We start from the raw sequence: 17,719 nt of genomic DNA on the forward strand, positions 1-17,719 counted from the left end.
GTCAGAGGATATTGGATCTACCGGTTGTCACATCATCGATATAAACGTTGGCGAGTGGATTTTCGCCCACCGTTCTCGGTACCGGACTCCATCAAGGCGATGAAAATCCGGTGCGAGAATTGTATGCAAGGGAAATTCACATGACCAAAACCACGCGTATCAATGCCATACACGAAGGAAGCCGTCGCTCGCTTTTTTCTGTCATCCATCAAGATAAAACGATGGGCAATCTCACCATTGCTCTACGATCCAAGCTCAAGCACCGCGCCCACGGAACTCTGATCAACTCTGCCTCGGCCGACCCGCAGCATGGTTCCGAAATAACCATGACAAAAATTTCCGTGCATGTAAGTCGCGAAAGCCCTGAGAACATCAACGTAATTAAGGTCTCAAAGCTTGGCGATAGCGGCCCCACTTCATACGTCATCAATACTCGCGCAATTAAGCAGACACACCAATTCGAAATTCTGTTCGGTTGGAGATTCTCGAATCTTGCTGATTCAAATTACGATCCCAAGAAGGCGGACGCTCATATTGATATCGAATACTCCCCGAGCAAGAGCACCCTTTGCCTTATGGCATTCGTAGCACCTCACGACCGCAAGTTTAAGCGTCGCCCTCGACACTCAGACAATTTCAACTGGAGCCAACACACATTCGGTGAATTCAGCATTCTTTTTATCTGGTCTTATCTTGGTATACCGGGACACGAGTCCAGTATTCAAGTATTTGCAGGATCACTGCCCGGCCGTCTATCAGCGGGTATAGACGACATAACTGCGGTGCAAGTGTTTAACCAGCAACGAACAGAATGGCACCATGAGTTAGCGAGAACACTCGCCCAGCAGCCCGAGTATTCCAAATTCATTCCTTTATTTCGTCGTGCACGCTATTTCAAAACGCCGGCACCTGGCTCAGAAGAATGGCGAGCATTCGGCAGATTTATAGATGCTTTTAAGATTCTCCCCTCGCTGCAGACCCGAAAAGATTGATTCGTACATTCTCTTCTTTCAGACCTTAGATTTAAGTACCGATTCAATAGCCTCGCCGGCAAAGGGGAAAGGGGAATGGATTAGGCTAACTTGATTAGCGCAAGCTCTAAACATTCGAACCACCAGCCTCCTCCAAAACAAGCTGTTCCAAACGGCACACCCGCAAACCGTCCTCACCCCCGCGGATGGTGTTTGGCATGCAGACTATGTAACCTCTCCCGCGCCACGTGGGTGTAGATGGTGGTGGTAGAAATATCCGCATGCCCCAGCAGCATCTGCACCGCACGCAGGTCGGCGCCGTGGTTCAGCAAATGCGTGGCAAAGGCGTGGCGCAGGGTGTGCGGTGACAGGGCCACATGGATGTCTGCCGCCAGCGCGTATTTGCGCACCAGCATCCAGAACATGACGCGCGACATGGCGCGGCCGGCCTTGTTGCCGCGCGAGGAAACAAAAAGGTCGTCGGTCTGCTTGCCGTCCAGTATCTCGGGCCGGGCCTCGGCCACATAACGCTCCAGCCACTCAGCAGCCACCTGGCCAAACGGCACCAGGCGCTCCTTGCTACCCTTGCCCATGGTGCGCAAAACACCGTCGCCCAGACTGAGCTGAAAGGTCTTCAACAACACCAGCTCACTGACGCGCAGGCCGCTGGCATACATCAGCTCCAGCATGGCGCGATCGCGCAGGCCCAGTGGGGTGTCGGTGTCCGGCGCGGCCAGCAGGGCTTCCACCTGGGCTTCGCTCAGGGTCTTGGGTACGCGCAAAGCCTGGCGCGCCGGCTGTAGCTTCAAGGTGGGATCGACGTGAATAGCGTGCTCGCGCAAGGCCCAGCGGAAATAACGCTTGAGCACGGTTAGCCGCCGGTTCGCCGAGGTGGCCTTGGTGCTGGCGTGCTTGGCTGCAAAGTAGGCCTGCAGGTCTTGCTCGCGCGTATCGTCCAGCCCGCCCTGCTGCGGTGCCAGCCAGGTGGCGTACAGCGTCAGGTCGCGCCGGTAGGCCTCCAGCGTGTTTTTGGACAAGCCTTCTTCCAGCCAGATGGCGTCGATGAAGGCGTCGATGCGGTCGGTGCTCACGCGGGCAGGCCCCGGGCGGCGGCAGTGGAACGGATCATGGTGAATTTCTAATACGGACAAAAGGTGGCTGCTATTCTCGGTGCGATGTACTACGCGCAACTGCTGTTCCCTGACTTCTCGCTGATTTTGTGCGGCTACCTGGTGTGCCGCTACACCGCCCTCAACCGCACGGTGTGGGAACAGGTGGAAAGCCTGACCTACTACTTTCTGTTCCCGGTACTGCTGTTCCAGTCGATTGTGCGCACCCCGCTGGACCTGCAGGCCACCTCCAGCCTGATACTGGCCGGCCTGGCGACCGGGCTGCTGGCCATAGCCCTGTCCTACTCCCTGCCCTGGCTGCCTTTCATCGGCAAGCGCATAGACCGGCGCGAGCATGCAGCCACGGCCCAGGTGGCATTTCGCTTCAACTCCTTTGTCGCCCTGGCACTGGCCGAACGCCTGGCCGGCCCGCAGGGCCCACAGCTGGTGGCGGTACTGATAGGCATCTGCGTGCCGATCTACAACGTGGCGGCGGTGTGGCCCATGGCGCGGCACGCGCAGCGGGGCTTTGCGCGCGAGCTGCTGCGCAACCCGCTGATATTGGCCACGGCCTCGGGCCTGGCGGCAAACCTGCTGGGCTTTGCCATTCCGGTCTGGCTGGAGCCCACGGTAAACCGCATCGGCGCCGCGTCCATCGCATTGGGTCTGATGGCGGCGGGCGCGGGCATGCGCTTCGGGCCGCTGGCCCGGGCCAAGGTGCTGGCCGTCTGTATCTTGGGGATACGGCATTGCGTGCTGCCGCTGCTGGCGCTGGGCATGTCCCGTGCCATGGGCTTGTCGCCCCTCTACACCACCGTGCTCCTGGCGTTCTCAGCCCTGCCCACGGCATCCAGCTGCTATGTGCTGGCGTCCAGAATGGGCTACGACGGCGCGCTGACGGCCAGCCTGGTGAGTTTGTCTACCCTGCTGGCCATACTCAGCCTGCCTTTTGCCCTGGGGCTAGCGCATTGATGTTGCTATTCAAAATATAGCTGACTGCGCAGGTATTGCCTGCGCCAAGGGCCTAAATCTTGAGAACCGCGTTATGAAACTGGCTGACCAGCGGGCGCTGTTCGTCGCTACGCCAGACGAGGTACACGTTGACCCGCAGGTTCAGCCAGGGCAGCTCCCGAAACACCACATCGGGCACAGCGTTGGCCGTGCCAAGGCAGGCCTGCACCACCGTCAGCCCCACGCCCGCGCTGACCAGCTGTAGCGACGACAGAGGGTCGGAGGTTTCATAGGCGATGTCGGGCGTGAAGCCGGCGCGCTGGCAGCCGGCCAGCAGCGCGGGGCGTACGGTGTCCACCGGTTGGCGGGCCACGGCGATCCAGGGGCGCTGGTCCAGTTGCGCGGGCTGGATGTTTTTCAGCTTGCACAGCGGGTCATCCTTGGGGATGGCCAGCAGCAGCGGCTCGTCCACCACCGCCACGCTGGCTAGGTCAGACCCAGGCTCGGGCGCCCGATAGACAAAACCCAGGTCCAGCGTGCGCTGGCGCAGCCGCTCGAACTGCACGGCGGTACCCAGCGCCTGCAAGGACAAGGCCACTGCCGGACTGGCACGCCGAAACCGCCGCAGCGCCGGCCCCAGCAGGTTCGCATGCATGGCGCCTTCCACATAGCCTATTGCCAGCCGCCCCGCGGTGCCGGAGCCCAGCCGGCGGCCAAAGGCCTCGACCCGCAAAGCATTCGCCATTAGCGCCCGCGCCTCGCCCAGCAGGTCGCGCCCTTCCTGCGTCAGGCGCAGGCGCTTCTTGCTGCGCTCGAATAGCAGTACGCCGAGCTGTTCTTCCAGTTGCTGTATCTGCCGGCTCAGCGGAGATTGCGAGATGTGCAGCAGCTCGGCCGCGCGGCCCACGTTCTCGGTTTCGGCGACTGCAATGAAGTAGCGGAGCTGGCGCAGGTCGAGCATGGTTGAGTCCTTTCAGGTCTCAACTGTCGCACATTCCGTCTTGGACAGACACCGCCCATTTGCCGATCATCAAGGCACTACCACTAAAGAGCATCACATGAAAATTCTCCACCTCGATTCCAGCATCCTCACAGACGCATCCGCATCGCGCGCACTGACAGCCGCCATCATCAGCCACGTACGCCACGAACACCCAGGCGCCCAGGTCAGCTACCGCGATCTCGTGGAAGACGCCATTCCGCACCTGGACGGCCCGATTGCCGCCGGCTTCCGGCCCGTGCACAGCGACTACACCAGCGCCAGCGTGGCGCTCGAGCACGCCCGCTCGGCAGCTCTGGTGGACGAGCTGCTGGCCAGCGACACCATCGTCATCGGCGCACCCATGTATAACTTCTCGGTGGCCAGCCAGCTGAAGGCCTGGATAGACCGCGTGGTGCAGCCCGGGCGCACCTTCCAGTACACCGCCACCGGCCCGGTGGGATTGGCTACGGGTAAGCGCGTGATCGTCGCGTCCACCCGGGGCGGCGCGTATACCTCCGGCCCGGCCACGGCCATGGACTTCCAGGAGGACTACCTGAAGGCTGTCTTCGCCTTCATGGGCATCACCGACGTGCGCTTCATACGTGCAGAGAACCTGTCCCGAGGCAACGAGGTCAAGGAACTGTCCATGCGCACTGCGCACGCAGCGGTTGCCGAAGTCGTACGCCAAGCTGCTGCCTGATCACCATCCCCACTATTCGGAGAAACCCATGCTTTACCTTGTCACACTGAACTACATCCGCCCCATCCAGGAGGTGAATGCGCACCTCGACACGCACCGTGACTGGCTGGTCACACATACACGCAGCGGCCAGATACTGGTCGCCGGGCCACTGGAAGACCGCAGCGGTGGCTTTGTGCTGGCACGCAGCAATAGCCGCGACGATCTGGACCGCATGCTGGCACTGGATTCCTTTGCCGTACACAAGCTAGTGGACTACCAGGTACGCGGCTTTGACGCCGCCATGCGCAGCGCTGCCTTCCCAGCCGACTGGGCGCCCGGTGCCAAGGCCATCCAGTGAGGAGCGGCATCTTGGCGACATCCCGTTTTTGGCGCTGGTTCAGCGGCACCCTGGCCTTGGCGGCCAGCTGCGCATTCGCCTCGGCCAGCGCGGCCCCAGCCACGGTGCGCAACATCGTGCTGGTGCATGGTGCCTTTGCCGATGGCTCCAGCTGGACACCTGTGATCCAGCGATTGCAGCGCAAGGGCTACCACGTGACGGCGGTGCAGAACCCGCTGACTTCGCTGGCCGATGACGTTGCCGCCACGCGCCGTGTTCTGGAAAGGCAGAAAGGCGGCGTGATCCTGGTTGGCCATTCCTGGGCGGGAACCGTGGTGACAGAGACCGGCACCACCAGCAATGTGCTGGGCCTGGTCTATCTGTCCGCCCTGGTGCCGGACTCGGGTGAATCCACCGCCGACATATTGACCCGCCTGGCCGCGCCCATGGAAGGCGTCACGCCCGACAACGACGGACTGATCTGGCTCGACGATCCCGTGGCCTACCGGCACGTCATGGCGGGCGATGTGTCCGTGGCGCAGGCAGCGCTGCTGGCAGCGGCCCAGCAACCCATGGGCGCCCGCGCATTTGGCGACAAAGTGACGATGGCCGCATGGCACAGCAAGCCCAGTTGGTATCTGGTGACGGAAAACGATAACGCCCTTCCGCCCCGGGTCCAGCGCACGCTAGCCCAGGCCATCGGCGCAACGACCGTCAGTGTGAAGTCAAGCCATATGTCGCTTGTCAGCCACCCAGACGCGGTGGTTGCGCTGATAGAGCGCGCAGCACGCTCAGTAGAGAAATAGGCTTTCGAAGAGCAACCTAGTTCAGAGCTATTTTCCTATCCGAAGAACGCGGTGCGGGTGAACTAGGCTGTGCAGCGACCGCCAAGCGCGAGGCGGCTTTATAGGGAGCAGGCTTTGACGCCAACGGGTTCGCGTCCACCTGGAACACACCCACCACCTGCTCCAGCGTTTGTGCCTGCTCATGCAGGGCCTGGGACGCGGCCGCAGCCTCTTCCACCAATGCAGCATTCTGCTGGGTCATCTGGTCCATTTGAGAAATCGCAACGTTCACCTGGCCGATGCCGTCGCTTTGCTGTTGGCTGGCCAATGCGATTTCGCCCACAATCTCCGTTACCTTGCGCACACTGGTCACGATATCTTGCATGGTTTCACCAGCCTGCTCCACCAGCTTGCTGCCAGACCCAACCTTGTCAACCGAGTCGCCAATAAGTGCCTTGATCTCCTTGGCTGCAGCCGCCGAGCGTTGTGCCAGGCTGCGCACCTCACTGGCCACCACGGCAAAGCCACGCCCTTGCTCACCCGCACGTGCAGCCTCGACAGCAGCATTCAACGCCAGGATGTTCGTTTGAAATGCAATGCTATCAATCACGCTGATGATGTCCACGATCTTGCTGGAGGAATCATTGATCGAATTCATGGTGCTCACCACCTGGTTCACCACACTGCCACCCTGCGATGCGATCTGCGATGCTGTCACCGCGAGTTGGCTCGCCTCGCGCGCACTGCTGGTGTTCTGTTGCACTGCGGCGGTCAATTGCTCCAGGCTTGCCGCGCTTTGCTCCAGCGAAGATGCCTGTTGTTCGGTACGGGTCGATAAGTCGGCATTGCTCGCAGCGATCTCTTGCGACGCAACACTGACCGCATCGGCTGAAGCATGCACCGTTGCGACTACGTCGGCAATGCGCGCCAACAAGGTGTTGAACGCATTCGCTACCTGACCAATTTCATCCATGCGCTCAATCTTCACCGGTTTCGACAAATCCAGCGACACGCTGACGCGTTCAAAGTCTTTCTGCAGATTGGCCAAGCTGCCGGTAATGGTGCGGTACAGGTGCAAGGCCAGCGTACCCGTCAGCAGCAAGGCCACCACCATCACGGCCAGCATGCTGCGCTGGGCAAACGTATGGGCGTCGGCACTTTCCCGGCGCACCGCCTCTACCAAGGAGTTGTTGTAGACGATGTGCTCGTCTATGCCCTTTTTGACACCGGCAGCTGACAGCGCCAAAGGCGAGCCGGCGACCAGCGTTGCGCGCACACCGTCCATGTCGCCCGCGCGTGCGGCGCTGAAAAACGGCACCAAGGCCTGGCGATAGGCTTCCATGTTGGCACGGTCGGCGGCCAGCATCTTGCGGTCGGTGTCGTCGTAAATGCGTTCCTTTTCGTAGGTCGCGATCACGTCATCAAAGTTCTTGTTGGCGTCGGCCAAGGCTTTTTCCAGAGCCGTTTTGTCGCTGAGATTGGAGAACACCGACAAGCGGTAACCCGCCAGCCGGGTGTCCGCCAAAAAGCCTTTGGCCGCATTCAAACCATGGATGCTGGGAATGATGCGGTTCTGCACCGTGTCAAAGCGATCCTGGGAACGCTGTAGCTGCCACAGCCCATCCACGCCCACAAAAATCAACGCAACAAGCGCGGTGGACAGTGTCAATAGCAAGCGTTTGGTGATTGTCATAGATGTTCCTCGTCAATGTCATTAGGTGGCCATCGTTCTGCCGACTTGCTCAACAAGCGGATACGGCCTCGTCGTCTTCGGAATGTGTGACATGCAAAAGAGCTGCATGCTCCAAGCAGAATGCCTGCCCTGCCCGGTAGCCGACTTCGAAAAGCAGTTGCATATTGGATGCAGACCACTCCAGCACTTCCGGCCAGTGCCCATCCGGAATGCCCTGCATCAAGTCCACCTTGAGCATGCGCCGCTTGGGCTGGCCGGTGGCCGGGTCGGTGTTGTGTTCGAGCTCGAACAGCCGGGTTTCAGCCTTGGATATCTTCACCAGCGGTGTGATGACAGAACGAACCCAGGCGTCGTACAGATTGCGCGGCTTGCGAATCAAACGCTCGTCTCCCAGGATGTCGAGCACGACCAGCGTATCCACGTCGTCATGCAGAGACTGCCCATCAGCGTTCGACTCGAAGGGTTGAAAATTCAGCGTATCCAGCGCTGCACCCTCTATGTAGTCGTCCCCATCGATCTCGGTCGGTGGGTACAGAAAAGGGAATGACAAGGCCGCCCGAACGTGCACTGGCTGAATCTCATCCTTACCCCAAATCTGCATGCGACCCTGGGTCATGTTGTACGCATTGATGTAGAACGCCGGCCGCATATTCGCTACAGCACTGAAGTCAACCGACTGCTCCAAGAACGGCAGATGCGCGCACAAGCCCAGGCTTTTGCTACTCAAATCCGATGGCGACAGACTGGACTGCACCAGTTGCATCCAGTCTTTCCAAGTACCGGAGGTCTGGCTGAAATTGTGTGTAAAGCTCTTGGTGATGGCATCCAGGAACGGGTTGCTCGCAATCGGCGCTGCAGCAGGCTGCATGGCACTTCGGTACTGCATGGCCTCGGCACCTGGTTTCTGGAATATCTTGTAGTTGACCGGGAACAGCTTGTAGATCGTGTCCGCAACCCCAACCTCAGCCCAGCGGACCAAGGCCTCCCGGGGCGTGTAGTTCTTGGGTGCCTGGTACAGCAAGCCCATGAGTACGCCAGCGCCCGAGGCAGAAATCACATCGAATTCAATGCCTTGATCCAGGAAGGCGGCCAAGGCGCCGGCAATCAAAGGCGAATTCGGAGCGCCACCGCCGATAACCAGCGCTTTCTTCTTTTTCCCGAACTGATTGTTCACGCTAATCCCTTTGAAATACTGGATACATTTCGTAGCCAATATTACCTCTGATTGCATTAATTAATTAATTACAACCAGCAAAAAGATAGTTTTTCTTACACGTTTACAAGATCAGCAAGCACAGTAAATACCCTAGGACCCTACTTTAAATTCAGGAATGTACTAACTTTTCAGCGCCCACGCCACATGTTCGCGCACAAGCAGACTTGGGTCCTGGGCTCGCTGCTGTAACGCGTTGCGGATCATCACATCGTCCAACACCCTCAACGCATTGCCCATCGCCACCGCCACATTGCGCAGCCAGCGTTCATGGCCTATGCGGCGTATCGGGCCACCTTCGGTGTAACGCAGGAATTCGTCCTCGGTCCAGCTAAACAGCGTAGCCAGTTGCTGACCGCTCAAGCCACGGCGCTCGTCAAAGTCGGGCAAGGCACTGCGCTGGGCGAACTTGTTCCAGGGGCAGGCCAGCTGGCAGTCATCGCAACCATAGATGCGGTTTCCCATCAGCGGGCGCAGCTCCAGCGGAATCGGCCCCGCATGTTCGATGGTCAGGTAAGAGATGCAACGGCGTGCATCTAGCCGGTGCGGGGCCACGATGGCCTGCGTGGGGCAGATATCAATGCAGGCACTACAGCTGCCGCAATGGCCGCTGGTAGGCGTGGACGGCGGCAAAGCAATGTCCACATAGATTTCACCCAGGAAGAACATCGACCCGGCCTCGCGGTTCAGCACCAGGGTGTGTTTGCCGCGCCAGCCCTGGCCGCTGCGCGCGGCCAGCTCGGCCTCCAGCACTGGCGCCGAGTCGGTGAACACACGGTAGCCCAGCGGGCACAGCTCGGCGGCGATGCGATCGCTGAGCTTTTGCAAGCGTGCGCGCAGCACCTTGTGGTAGTCCCGCCCCCGGGCGTAAACGGACACGATGCCCTCGCCCGGCCGGTTCAAACGGTCGAATTCCCGCACTTGCCAACCCTCGGGCGTGCTGCGAGGCAGATAATCCATGCGGGCGGTGATGACGCTGACGGTCCCTGGCACCAGTTCCGCCGGGCGGGCTCGTTTCAGGCCGTGGCTGGCCATATAAGCCATGTCACCATGGAACCCTTGGGCCAGCCAGGCCATCAGACCCGCTTCGGCAGACGACAAATCCACCGGGGCCACGCCAATTTGGGAAAATCCGAGTTCGCGCGCCCATGCCTGTATCTGCGACACCCATTGGAGACCATTGTTCTGAGCACCGTTCAACACCATTCGCCGATTGTAGAAACCCACAGCACCTTGCTTTGGACCGACGAGACCGCGACCGCCGCCTTTGCCCAGGCCCTGGCCACCCAGCCCGACATTACCCACGCCTTCATCACCCTGCACGGCGACCTGGGCGCGGGTAAAACCACACTGGTACGCCACCTGCTGCGCGCCCTGGGCGTGGCCGGCCGCATCAAAAGCCCCACCTATGCCGTGGTGGAACCGCACGAGGTGCCCGGCCTGAATATCTGGCACTTTGACTTCTACCGCTTCAGCGACCCGCGCGAATGGGAAGACGCGGGCTTTCGCGACATCTTCGCCAGCCCCGGCCTGAAACTGGCCGAGTGGCCACAAAACGCTGGCGGCCTGCTGCCCGCGCCCGACCTGGCCATCACACTGGAAGCCCTGGCCGACGAGTCCCGCCAGGTGCACATCACAGCCGCCACCGCCATAGGCCTGCGCCTGCTGCAAGGAGTAGGCGCATGAAGCGGCGCGAATTTGTACAAGGCAGCACCCTGGCCCTGCTGCTGGGTGCGCAGCACATTGCGCGCGGCGCCAGCATCGTGGCGGTACGCGTGTGGCCGGCGCCCGACTATTCACGCGTCACCATCGAATCGGATACCGCCCTGGCGGTGAAGCAAACCTTTGTGGCCAACCCACCGCGCCTGGCGGTGGACATCGAGGGTATAGACCTGAACCCGGCGCTGCGCGAACTGGTGGGCCGTGTGCAAGCCGATGACCCGAACATCGCCGGCATCCGCGTGGGCCAAAACGCACCCGGCATCGTGCGCATGGTGATCGACCTGAAGCGCGCTGCCAAACCCCAGGTGTTCACCCTGGCCCCCGTGGCGGCCTACCAGCACAGGCTGGTGTTTGACCTCTACCCGGCCCAGGAAGAAGACCCGCTGGAGGCGCTGATCACCGAACGCCTGGCGGACCGCACGCCCGCTCCGCAGCCCAGCGAGGCCGCCGAGGCCGACGCACTGGAGGCGCTGATCGCCAAGCAGCAAACCAAACCGGCCATTACAGGCATCGCGCGCCCGCCGGTACCCGGTGGTGCGCCCAACAAGGATTCCGCTAGCAATTCAATAGCGCCCCCAGCACAGCCGCCCAGCGCTACAGGCTCAAATGATGCCAATAATTCGGCCACAGCTGCGCAGCGCACTGACCGCCTGATCATCATCGCCCTGGATCCCGGCCACGGCGGCGAAGACCCGGGTGCCATCGGCCCCAGCGGCACACGCGAAAAAGATGTGGTGCTGCAGGTGGCGCATCTGCTGCGTGAGCGCATCAACGCCACCACCGTCAACGGCAACCCCATGCGCGCCTTCATGACGCGCGATGCCGACTTCTTCGTGCCGCTGCAGGTGCGGGTGCAAAAAGCCCGGCGCGTGCAGGCCGACCTGTTCGTCAGCATCCACGCGGACGCCTTTCTCACCCCCGCCGCACGCGGCGCCAGCGTGTTCGCACTCAGCCACGGCGCGGCTTCCAGTAGTGCTGCCCGCTGGATGGCCAACAAGGAAAACGCCGCCGATACGATTGGCGGCATCAATGTGCATGCCAAGGATTCACAGGTGCAAAGCGCCATGCTGGACATGAGCACCACCGCGCAGATCAACGACAGCCTGAAACTAGGCAGTGCGGTGCTGGGCGAAGTGGGCCGTGTTGGCCGCCTGCACAAAGGCAGCGTGGAACAGGCCGGTTTTGCGGTGTTGAAGGCGCCCGACATCCCCAGCGTGCTGGTGGAGACTGCCTTCATCAGCAACCCCGAAGAAGAATCCAAGCTCAAAAGCAGCGACTACCGCGAGCAGCTGGCCGACGCCATCCTGCGCGGCATCCGCAGCTACTTTGCGAAGAACCCGCCGCTGGCCCGCAACCGCACGGTGTAGCTATGCACTAACCACCTGGTTACGGCCCTGGGCCTTGGCTGCATAGAGCGCAAAGTCGGCACGGTCTACCGTACTTTCTATGGAGTCACCCTCCAGGTACTGGGTCACACCGATGGACACGGTGAACTGGATTTCCACACTGCCAAAGGCCACCATGGTCTCGGCCACCTGGGTGCGCACGCGCTCCAGGCAGGCCATGCCGTAGCTGAAGTCGGTATCGGGCAACAACACCAGGAACTCCTCGCCGCCCCAACGCGCCAGCAGGTCTGTGGAGCGCAAGCTGTTTTGCACCACCTGGGCAAACATCTGCAGACTGCGGTCTCCTGCCTGGTGGCCGTAGGTGTCGTTGACGCGCTTGAAATAGTCAATATCCAGCATCGCCACCATCACCGGTGTTCCACTGCGGCTGGAGCGTTGGAACTCCTGCCGCATCTGCTCCTGCATGAAACGGCGATTGGCCGTACCCGTGAGTTCATCGCGGGTAGCAATGCGCTGGATTTTCTCCAGCGCATACTGCAACTGGTCCTTCTGGTCGCGAATATGCTGGCGCATGGTGGTCAATCGCCATGTCAGAAAAGAACAGCCCACCACGACAATCGCCAACATGAAGAAATAAGCGATGTGCACCTCGACCGGCACCAGGCTGCCCATGGTCTCACGTACATACACAATCGCCCAGGCAAACAGGACCAAGGCATAGGCCCCTACAAACGTCACCTGCCGGGTGGACATGCCAAACATGCCAAAGGTCAAGATCACCGACAGTAAAGGCAAAGTCACGCCACGGCCATCGCCCGCAATCACAAAAGCCATGGCGTTGCAGGCAATCGCATACAGCATCTGCGGCAGCGCCAGCGAGGGATCGCTCCAGCGCAGAGAAAACCCGCTACGAATCAGCGCAAACACCAGCACCAGGCCAGCGCCGGAGAGGATGGACCAGTGGGTCACATCCTGCATATTGGCGATGCCGAATGCCGCCAGCCAGTACAGCTCGCCAATACAGGCCAGCATCAGCACCGCCGCCAGCACAAATTGGCTGGTGCGGATGCGCATGGCCTTTTCTACACCCAGCAAGCTGTCCAGACTGCGCTGAAGCCAGGTCCTCGATCTGTCCATGTACTTCTTTCTGGCGCGCGGCGCCAAGCTACAAAGGATAATTGCCCCTGGGGAGCGGAGCCTAAGGTCGTGTTAAGACCGTGTTACACGCAGCCTCAAGCGACGTATTTCAAAAATGCGCTAGCAGCGACGCCCTTTGGCGGTTCAGACCCATCTAAATGTTGTCCAATGCAGCTTGTAACGGCATTATTACAAGCTGCCATCGCCCAGCACAACGGCAGCAACCGAAATGTAAGACACGATGAAACTGCACATCCACCGCTCTACGCAACTGGGCCACGGCCTAGCGCTGCTTTTATTGTCAGGCGCCTTTGGCAGCGCCTCGGCCGCTGACTTCGTTTATACCGTACAGCCTGGAGACCATCCCTGGAACCTGGCCCAGCGCTATCTGAAAAAACCCGCCCTGGCCCTGGCGCTGCGGCAGCGCAACCATATTCCAGACGATCACCGCATCCCGCCGGGAACCCGCCTGCACATCCCCACAGACTGGCTCAGACTGGAATCGGCCCAGGTACGCGTGGCCGCCGTGGTAGGCGATACCCGCCTGGTATCCGGCCAGGCCGCAGCCCGTAGCCCGGAAGTGGGCGAGTTATTGCAAGCACCCGCCGGCCTGCAAACCGGCCCCACCGGCAGCGCCAGCCTGGAGTTTGCCGACGGCTCACGCGTGCTGGTACGCCGCGATACCGCGCTGCAGTTACGCAGCACGCAGCGGCGCGTGCTGGGCCAGGTCAGTATGGTGGAGCTGGAACTGCTGCAAGGCAGCCTGGAAAACCAGGTCACGCCCATGGGAACCTCAGGCGGCCGTTTTGAAATCCGCACCCCGGCGGCCGTGGCAGCGGTGCGCGGCACCCAGTTCCGCGTCTACGCCGAAAAAGACAGCCTGCGCACCGAAGTGATAGAGGGCGCTGTCAAGGTAAGCAACCCGGCAGGCCAGGTCACCGCCTCGGCCGCCCAGGGCAGCCTAGCCCAGGCCGGCCAGTCGCCCGACCAGCCGGTGACGCTGCTGCCCGCACCGGTGCTGGACAGCTTGCCCGAGCGCATAGAGCGCCTGCCCATAGATTGGCCGCTACCCCCGGTCGCCGGTGCCAGCAGCTACCGCACCCAGCTGGCACCAGGCACGCAGTTCGTGGTGGCCGAGTCGGACGAAACCTCGCCCGCAGCCCGCATCCGTGCCCGCGACGTGGCTGATGGCAGCTACGTGCTGCGCGTGCGCGCAATCGACGCCCAAGGCCTGGAAGGCCTGGGCACCGAGCGCAGCCTGGTCGTACATGCCAGGCCCGAGCCGCCACTGCTGATAGAGCCCGCAGCCGACAGCGCCACCACCGCCACCCAACCCAGCTTCCGCTGGACCCTGGCCGACCCCAGCTGGCGCTACCGCCTGCAAGTCAACGCCAAGGACCAGCCAGCGCCGCTGGAAGACCAGGAGCTGGCCAATACCGCCAGCACCACAACCCAACAAGACCTACCCCCTGGCCAGTACCAATGGCGCATGGCGGCCATCCACCCCCAACAAGGCCAGGGGCCCTGGGGTGATGCCCAAAGCTTCAGGCGCGTACTGCCAGGCCCGGGCGTAGACATACCGCCCCCCAAGGACGGCAACCTGAGCCTGCGCTGGACCGCCCAGCCCCAGACCGCCAAATACCGGCTACAGGTCGACATTGACAAGACCTTTGCCAGCCCGCAGACCGATGCGCAGACCGATGCCACCCAATACGCCCTACAGGACCTGGCACCTGGCACCCACTATGTACGGGTGCAGGCCATAGGTGAAGACGGCTACACCGGCCCCTGGGGCGGCACCCAATCCTTCACTGTGCCAGATGCACCCAGCCCCTGGCGTGTGCTGCTTTTGTTGCTACCGCTTCTGGGCTTTCTCTGAGCACCTTTTTGCCTCTTGCCAGCCCACCCCGGCAGCGCTGGAGGCGGGGCATGCTGCGCCACGGCTGGTGGGGGGCTGGCCTGCTGGCGATTCTGCTGCTGGCCTGGCTGCAGCCCAGCAGCGTGCGTCGCCTGGACCTGCTCAGTTACGACTTGCTGCTACCCGTACAAGCTCTGCCGGCACGGCCGCCGGTGGTGGTGGCGATTGACGACGCCAGCCTGGCCGAGCTGGGCCGCTGGCCCTGGCCGCGCTCGGTACATGCCGACATGGTCAACCGCCTGCACGAGGCGGGGGCCAGCGCCGTGGGCATGGGCATTCTGTTTTCCGAACCAGACACCGAACACCCGGGCAGCGACGCCGCGCTGGCCGAAGCCATCCAGCGCTACGGCCATGTGGTGCTGGCCGTGGCGCCCAGCCAGCAGGCCGATGGCGGCATGGGCCCGCAGCCTCTGCTGCCTGCGCTGGGCGGGGCGCTGACCACCTCCAGCCTGGGCCATGTGGACGTGGAAATCGACACCGACGGCGCTTCGCGCAGCCTGTTTCTGTACGCTGGTAACGGTGATGCAGTCTGGCCCGCACTGGCGCTGGCGGTGCAACAAGCCGCCAGCAGTGCCCCGGCTCCGGCATTCAAGGCACAAACCACCTGGGTCCGCGCCCAGGAAGCCTTGCTACCGCGTGTGCCTGACCTGCCCACCGTGTCTTTTGCGGCGGCGCTACACAACCCGCAGCTATTGTCCGAGGTGCATGACCGCGTGGCCTTCATCGGCCTGACCGCCAGCGGCCTGGGCGGCGAGCTGGTTAGCCCGCTGGCGGGCCGCCAAAGCACTCTGCCGTCGGTGGTGTTCCATGCCAAAGCCTACGCGGCGCTGGAAAGCCATGGGCTGATCCAACGCGCCTCGCTGCTGGCCACCATGCTGTTTTCCGTGCTGATGCTCAGCAGCCTGGCGGCCTGGCCTCGGCACTCCGGCCGGCGTGCGCTGCTGGCCAGCAGCCTGTTATTGCTACCCTTGCTGTGCAGTGCCGTACTGCTGCGCACGGCCCAGGTCTGGCTACCTCCAGCCATGGCCCAGCTGGCACTGGCGGCGGCGCTGCTGGTCTGGGTCGCGGGCCAGTTGCAAGCCGCCAACCGGCGTCTGCAGCGTGCCCGCCAACATGCCCAGGCCACCCTGCAGGCGCTGGACGAAGCCGTCGTTACCATCAATGCCCACGACGGCTGCGTGCGCTTTGCCAACCCCGCAGCCCTGCTGCAAGCAGGCGAACAAGACTTGCAAGGCCAACCCTTGCTCAGCACCTACCCGCTCACCCAGGACAGCCAGGCCCATCTGCGCCAGGCCGTGCAAACCTGCCTGGAAACGCGCCAGCGCATCCATGTGCCCCAGCTGTTGAGCCTGCATGAGGCCGGCGGCATGCGGGCACTACGAGCCACGGCCAGCCCACTATCCAGCCCGGAAGGGCATCTGGACGGCGCGGTGCTGGTGTTTTCTGACGTCACCGACGCCGTGGCCGCCGCCCGCAAGCTGGACTACGCCGCCAGCCATGACGAACTGACCGGCCTGCCCAACCGCGGCACCCTGCACGAGCGCCTGGCCCTGGCTTTGTCGCGCGCGCAGCGGCGCGGCGGAAGCACGGCGATTCTGTTTCTGGATCTGGACCGCTTCAAGCACATCAACGACAGCATGGGCCACCGCACTGGCGACCAGGTGCTGAAGATCCTGGCCCAGCGCCTGCTGAACATGTGCCGCGATACCGACACCGTCGCCCGCTGGGGCGGCGACGAATTCGTCATGCTGCTGGAGGATGTAGACGGCCACGAGGGCGCCGCCAGCGCCGCCGCCAAGGTGGTGGACGCGCTGGCGCGCGACATCGAGCTGGGCGCCGACTTCAACCACGCGCGCCTGCCCAGCTCGGGCAGCGTGGGCGTGGTGCTGGCTCCGCAGGACGGATCGGACCTGGAAGACCTGCTGTCCAAAGCCGACATGGCCATGTACCGCGCCAAGGAGCAACCGCGGGCCTGCTTCCAGTTCTGGTCCAACGACATGAACAGCCGCATGCACAACCGCCTGGCGCTGGAGATCGACCTGCGCCGCAGCCTGCGCGACGGCCTGTTCGTGCTGCACTACCAGCCCCAGTTCGCGCTGAACGACAGGCGGCTGGTCGGCATGGAGGCGTTGATGCGCTGGCAGCGCACCCCCCAACAACTGGTCATGCCCGGCGAATTCATTGGCGTGGCCGAAGAGTCCGATTTGATCGTGGACATGGGCGCCTGGGCCGTGCTGCAGGCCGCGCGCCAGGTCGCGCTGTGGCTGCGTGCCGGCCTGCCGGCGGTACCGCTGGCGGTGAACGTTTCGGCACGCCAGTGCATGAACCGCGACATCGTCCAGGTGGTCCGCCTGGCCTTGCAAGAGACAGGCATCCCGCCGCACATGCTGCGGCTGGAAATCACCGAAACCACGGCCATGGCCGATGCCGACCAGGTCATCAGCCTGCTGCATGAAATCCGTGCGCTGGGCGTAGGCTTGGCAGTGGACGACTTCGGCACCGGCTATTCCTCATTGGCCTACCTGAAACGCTTCCCGATAGACGAGCTGAAGATCGATCGCAGCTTTGTGATGGACATCGCCACCGACAAGGGCGACGCCGCCATCGTGCGCGCCACCATCGCCCTGGCCCACGGCCTGGGCCTGAAAGTGGTGGCCGAAGGCGTGGAGACCGAAGAACAAAGCCAGATACTGATCGCCAAGCAATGTGACATCGCCCAGGGCTACTGGTTCGGCTATCCGCAGCCACTGCACGTGGCCACCGGCCTGCTATCGAATAAATAGCTGCTTGCGCACAATATACCTGCATCACAGCCATTTCAAACAGATACCCCCCCAGATGCCGCCCCCCCCGCGGCACTGCACCGACAATAG

At 62.3% G+C, this 17,719-nt stretch carries 15 protein-coding genes; 9 read left to right on the forward strand and 6 right to left on the reverse strand.

Annotated features, from left to right (window positions below):
* Nucleotides 1-140 precede the first annotated feature (140 nt).
* Nucleotides 141-992, forward strand: a complete 852-nt coding sequence (locus tag AC07O2_RS03825) for a hypothetical protein (RefSeq protein ID WP_495074414.1) — start codon at nt 141-143, stop codon at nt 990-992.
* A 173-nt stretch (nt 993-1,165) separates the two neighbouring features.
* Here the strand turns inward: AC07O2_RS03825 and xerD are convergent, their stop codons facing one another.
* Complete coding sequence (xerD, locus tag AC07O2_RS03830) at nt 1,166-2,062, reverse strand: site-specific tyrosine recombinase XerD (protein WP_495074415.1); 897 nt, start codon at nt 2,060-2,062, stop codon at nt 1,166-1,168.
* 84 nt (nt 2,063-2,146) lie between these two features.
* Between xerD and AC07O2_RS03835 the strand changes: the two genes are divergently transcribed.
* Complete coding sequence (locus AC07O2_RS03835) at nt 2,147-3,052, forward strand: AEC family transporter (protein WP_495074720.1); 906 nt, start codon at nt 2,147-2,149, stop codon at nt 3,050-3,052.
* 52 nt (nt 3,053-3,104) lie between these two features.
* Here AC07O2_RS03835 and AC07O2_RS03840 read toward each other — a convergent pair whose 3' ends face one another.
* Complete coding sequence (locus tag AC07O2_RS03840; protein ID WP_495074416.1) at nt 3,105-3,992, reverse strand: LysR substrate-binding domain-containing protein; 888 nt, start codon at nt 3,990-3,992, stop codon at nt 3,105-3,107.
* A gap of 97 nt (nt 3,993-4,089) precedes the next feature.
* On the opposite strand from AC07O2_RS03840, the gene AC07O2_RS03845 reads away from it, so the two are divergent.
* From AC07O2_RS03845 to AC07O2_RS03855, 3 genes are read left to right on the forward strand one after another with little or no spacing between them, the layout of a single operon-like run.
* Complete coding sequence (locus AC07O2_RS03845; RefSeq protein ID WP_495074417.1) at nt 4,090-4,713, forward strand: FMN-dependent NADH-azoreductase; 624 nt, start codon at nt 4,090-4,092, stop codon at nt 4,711-4,713.
* Nucleotides 4,714-4,741: 28 nt separating this feature from the next.
* A complete protein-coding gene (locus tag AC07O2_RS03850) occupies nt 4,742-5,053 on the forward strand; it encodes a YciI family protein (RefSeq protein ID WP_495074418.1) in 312 nt (103 codons plus the stop codon).
* An 11-nt stretch (nt 5,054-5,064) separates the two neighbouring features.
* The gene (locus tag AC07O2_RS03855) at nt 5,065-5,838 is read left to right on the forward strand and encodes an alpha/beta fold hydrolase (RefSeq protein WP_495074419.1); all 774 of its coding nucleotides are present in this window, start codon (nt 5,065-5,067) and stop codon (nt 5,836-5,838) included.
* 16 nt (nt 5,839-5,854) lie between these two features.
* Here the strand turns inward: AC07O2_RS03855 and AC07O2_RS03860 are convergent, their stop codons facing one another.
* From AC07O2_RS03860 to queG, 3 genes are all read right to left on the reverse strand, one after another.
* Nucleotides 5,855-7,510: a methyl-accepting chemotaxis protein gene (locus AC07O2_RS03860; protein ID WP_495074420.1), complete on the reverse strand. Its 1,656-nt coding sequence runs from the start codon at nt 7,508-7,510 to the stop codon at nt 5,855-5,857.
* 49 nt (nt 7,511-7,559) lie between these two features.
* Nucleotides 7,560-8,684: a patatin-like phospholipase family protein gene (locus tag AC07O2_RS03865; RefSeq protein WP_495074421.1), complete on the reverse strand. Its 1,125-nt coding sequence runs from the start codon at nt 8,682-8,684 to the stop codon at nt 7,560-7,562.
* 162 nt (nt 8,685-8,846) lie between these two features.
* Nucleotides 8,847-9,929 (reverse strand): tRNA epoxyqueuosine(34) reductase QueG, encoded by a 1,083-nt coding sequence (queG, locus tag AC07O2_RS03870; RefSeq protein WP_495074422.1) that lies wholly within the window; start codon nt 9,927-9,929, stop codon nt 8,847-8,849.
* Here queG and tsaE point away from each other — a divergent pair.
* Nucleotides 9,909-10,409, forward strand: coding sequence for a tRNA (adenosine(37)-N6)-threonylcarbamoyltransferase complex ATPase subunit type 1 TsaE (gene tsaE / locus AC07O2_RS03875; RefSeq protein WP_495074721.1), 501 nt, complete (start codon nt 9,909-9,911; stop codon nt 10,407-10,409). The genes queG and tsaE overlap by 21 nt on opposite strands.
* Complete coding sequence (locus AC07O2_RS03880; RefSeq protein ID WP_495074423.1) at nt 10,406-11,812, forward strand: N-acetylmuramoyl-L-alanine amidase; 1,407 nt, start codon at nt 10,406-10,408, stop codon at nt 11,810-11,812. Before tsaE ends, AC07O2_RS03880 begins: the two co-directional genes overlap by 4 nt.
* Here the strand turns inward: AC07O2_RS03880 and AC07O2_RS03885 are convergent, their stop codons facing one another.
* Complete coding sequence (locus AC07O2_RS03885; protein WP_495074424.1) at nt 11,813-12,928, reverse strand: GGDEF domain-containing protein; 1,116 nt, start codon at nt 12,926-12,928, stop codon at nt 11,813-11,815.
* Nucleotides 12,929-13,169: 241 nt separating this feature from the next.
* On the opposite strand from AC07O2_RS03885, the gene AC07O2_RS03890 reads away from it, so the two are divergent.
* Nucleotides 13,170-14,807, forward strand: a complete 1,638-nt coding sequence (locus tag AC07O2_RS03890) for a FecR family protein (RefSeq protein ID WP_495074425.1) — start codon at nt 13,170-13,172, stop codon at nt 14,805-14,807.
* A 50-nt stretch (nt 14,808-14,857) separates the two neighbouring features.
* Nucleotides 14,858-17,629, forward strand: a complete 2,772-nt coding sequence (locus AC07O2_RS03895; RefSeq protein WP_495074426.1) for an EAL domain-containing protein — start codon at nt 14,858-14,860, stop codon at nt 17,627-17,629.
* Nucleotides 17,630-17,719 lie beyond the last annotated feature (90 nt).

It is taken from the genome of Rhodoferax sp. GW821-FHT10B06, assembly GCF_059415605.1.

Bases quoted from the DNA above. Each gene is read 5' to 3' on its own strand.
- AC07O2_RS03825 (WP_495074414.1), top strand. From the start codon at position 141: ATGACCAAAACCACGCGTATCAATGCCATACACGAAGGAAGCCGTCGC.
- AC07O2_RS03835 (WP_495074720.1), top strand. From the start codon at position 2,147: ATGTACTACGCGCAACTGCTGTTCCCTGACTTCTCGCTGATTTTGTGC.
- AC07O2_RS03840 (WP_495074416.1), bottom strand. From the start codon at position 3,992: ATGCTCGACCTGCGCCAGCTCCGCTACTTCATTGCAGTCGCCGAAACC.
- AC07O2_RS03845 (WP_495074417.1), top strand. From the start codon at position 4,090: ATGAAAATTCTCCACCTCGATTCCAGCATCCTCACAGACGCATCCGCA.
- AC07O2_RS03850 (WP_495074418.1), top strand. From the start codon at position 4,742: ATGCTTTACCTTGTCACACTGAACTACATCCGCCCCATCCAGGAGGTG.
- AC07O2_RS03860 (WP_495074420.1), bottom strand. From the start codon at position 7,510: ATGACAATCACCAAACGCTTGCTATTGACACTGTCCACCGCGCTTGTT.
- queG (WP_495074422.1), bottom strand. From the start codon at position 9,929: ATGGTGTTGAACGGTGCTCAGAACAATGGTCTCCAATGGGTGTCGCAG.
- AC07O2_RS03880 (WP_495074423.1), top strand. From the start codon at position 10,406: ATGAAGCGGCGCGAATTTGTACAAGGCAGCACCCTGGCCCTGCTGCTG.
- AC07O2_RS03885 (WP_495074424.1), bottom strand. From the start codon at position 12,928: ATGGACAGATCGAGGACCTGGCTTCAGCGCAGTCTGGACAGCTTGCTG.
- AC07O2_RS03890 (WP_495074425.1), top strand. From the start codon at position 13,170: ATGAAACTGCACATCCACCGCTCTACGCAACTGGGCCACGGCCTAGCG.
- AC07O2_RS03895 (WP_495074426.1), top strand. From the start codon at position 14,858: ATGCTGCGCCACGGCTGGTGGGGGGCTGGCCTGCTGGCGATTCTGCTG.